General features: G+C 63.4%; 1 protein-coding gene and 2 pseudogenes. 2 read left to right on the top strand and 1 reads right to left on the bottom strand.

Annotated elements, in window-relative coordinates:
• Both NKI41_RS32975 and NKI41_RS32970 read left to right on the top strand, forming a co-directional pair.
• Window positions 1-188, top strand: a pseudogene (locus NKI41_RS32975) (hypothetical protein); the annotation flags it as partial.
• A 76-nt stretch (window positions 189-264) separates the two neighbouring features.
• Window positions 265-1,372 (top strand): annotated as a pseudogene (locus NKI41_RS32970) (IS110 family RNA-guided transposase).
• A gap of 290 nt (window positions 1,373-1,662) precedes the next feature.
• Here NKI41_RS32970 and NKI41_RS32965 read toward each other — a convergent pair.
• Window positions 1,663-2,093, bottom strand: a 431-nt coding sequence (locus NKI41_RS32965) for an IS66 family transposase (RefSeq protein WP_352687211.1), incomplete at its 5' end; no start/stop codon positions are given.

Raw genomic sequence — 2,093 nt, 5'->3', positions numbered from 1 at the left:
TGGATAAAGAAACTTGCGTTCCTCGGTCCCGTGGGCGTTCTCTCGTCGTGTTGTACAACCGATCGCGCCCACATTCGGCGCTCGGCTACATCACGCCGGCGGCTTATGCCGCCAATCTCACCGCAACGGGCGATCGGCTGCGCAACCCCGACCAGCTCGTAAGACCGTATGTCCGCCTCTGCCGATGAGGTGGCTCGCCCTACACTGCGCGTCCGAGGGTTGCTCGGGCGGGCCGAGCCGATCCTCACCACAGGAGGACGAGCCGTGGCGAATTATAGAGAAGCATTTGTCGGAATCGATGTTGCGAAGCTGAAGAACGCTATCGCGATTGCGGAGGCAGGCCGGGAAGGAGAGGTTCGGTTCTTCGGTGAGGTCGACGCGTCGCCACAAGCATGCGGCGGGTCATAGGCCGGATCGCCAGCCGCTTTGATTACGTGCATTTCTGCTATGAGGCCGGGCCGACCGGGTATGGCCTTTATCGCCTGATCCGGTCGCTCGGGCACGACTGCACCGTGGTTGCACCATCATTGATACCGAGGAAGCCCGGCGATCGGGTGAAGACGAACCGCCGAGACGCCATTTCCCTTGCCCGGCTATTGCGCGCCGGCGAGCTGACCGCGGTGTGGGTTCCCGATGAAGGGCACGAGTCCATACGGGATCTTGTTCGCGCGCGGGCGGCCGCGGTCGAGACGCTGCGGGTCCATCGCCAGCAGGTGAGCGCATTCATGCTCAAGCACGGCCGTAGCTATCCGCGAAAGAAGAGCTGGACGATGCGCTATCTACGCTGGCTTCAGGAACAGCGGTTCGATCATCCCGCGCATCAGATCGCACTCCAGGAGATGGTGAGGCGGTGCGCGTCTCGAAAGAGCGGGTCGAGCGGCTGGAGCGTGTGATCGAAGAGTTCGTCCCGGCCTGGTCACTGGCACCAATCGTGTGGGCGCTTCAGACATTGCGTGGGGTAGACCTGATTGTCGCCATGACGTTCGTCACCGAAGTCGGCGACGCCAGCCGGTTCGAAAGCCCACGCCAGCTCATGGGATATCTCGGTCTGGTTCCCGGCGAGCGCTCAACCGGGGAGACAGTCCGGCGCGGCGGCATCACAAAGGCAGGCAACGGTCGGGTTCGCCACATGTTGGTCGAGAGCGCCTGGACCTATCGACATCCGCCCAAGGTCGGGAAGGCGAAGCTATACCGCTTGGAGCAGGCGCCACCGAAGGTGCGTGAGATCGCCTGGAAGGCGCAGTCCCGCCTGACAGCTCGCTACCGCATGCTGAGCGCTCGAGGCAAACGGACAACGGTCGTCTGCACCGCGATCGCCCGTGAACTGGTCGGCTTCATGTGGGCAGTCGCAAGGGAGGCGCGCGTCACCTGATCCTCGCCGCGACGGCGCACATCTCGCGCATGGGCGGAGGCGGGACCACGGCAGGGGAATGCCCGTCAGACGCTTTGTGGCCGGCGAACCGCCGACGCCCGCAGTAAGATAGGAACAGCCCCAGACGCACAATCGGGAATGCGGTAGCCAACCCGCGTATCAGAGCTTGATCACCGACGTCCTTCAGTTCCGCCTCCACCCATGCGCGATCATCAGAATGAGCAGCCGTTCCTCGGATCGGGCGACCTCCTGCGTTCCAAACCTTGACAGCGGACATCAGAGCGCTGTTCTCAGGCCATGGCCCTGAGTTCGGGAGCCGGGATGTAGGCCCAGGGCAGCAGGTCGTCGATCTGGCTGTTCGGGTGGCCATTGACGATCCTGGTGAGGACATCGGCGAGATAGCCGAGGGGCTCGACGCCGTTGAGTTTGCAGGTTTCGATCAGCGAGGCGACGACTGCCCAGTGTTCGGCGCCGCCATCGGAGCCTGCAAAGAGGGCGTTCTTCCGATTGAGCGCGATCGGGCGGATCGACCGCTCGACGGTATTGGAGTCGATCTCGATGCGTCCGTGGTCGAGGAAGCGGGCGAGCCCCTCCCAGCGTGACAGCGTATAACGGATCGCCTCAGCGAGCTTGGTCTTCGTAAGCGCCAAGCTGACCCCATCTGGCGCGGCTTGAGGTGATGAGCGAGACATACTGACACTGAAGCAAGGAGCCGAGGAGC

Source organism: Mesorhizobium sp. M0601 (assembly GCF_040320845.1).
Classification (GTDB): domain Bacteria; phylum Pseudomonadota; class Alphaproteobacteria; order Rhizobiales; family Rhizobiaceae; genus Mesorhizobium.
Note: the sequence above shows the minus strand (reverse complement) of the source record. Positions and strands in the feature narration are given on the sequence as shown.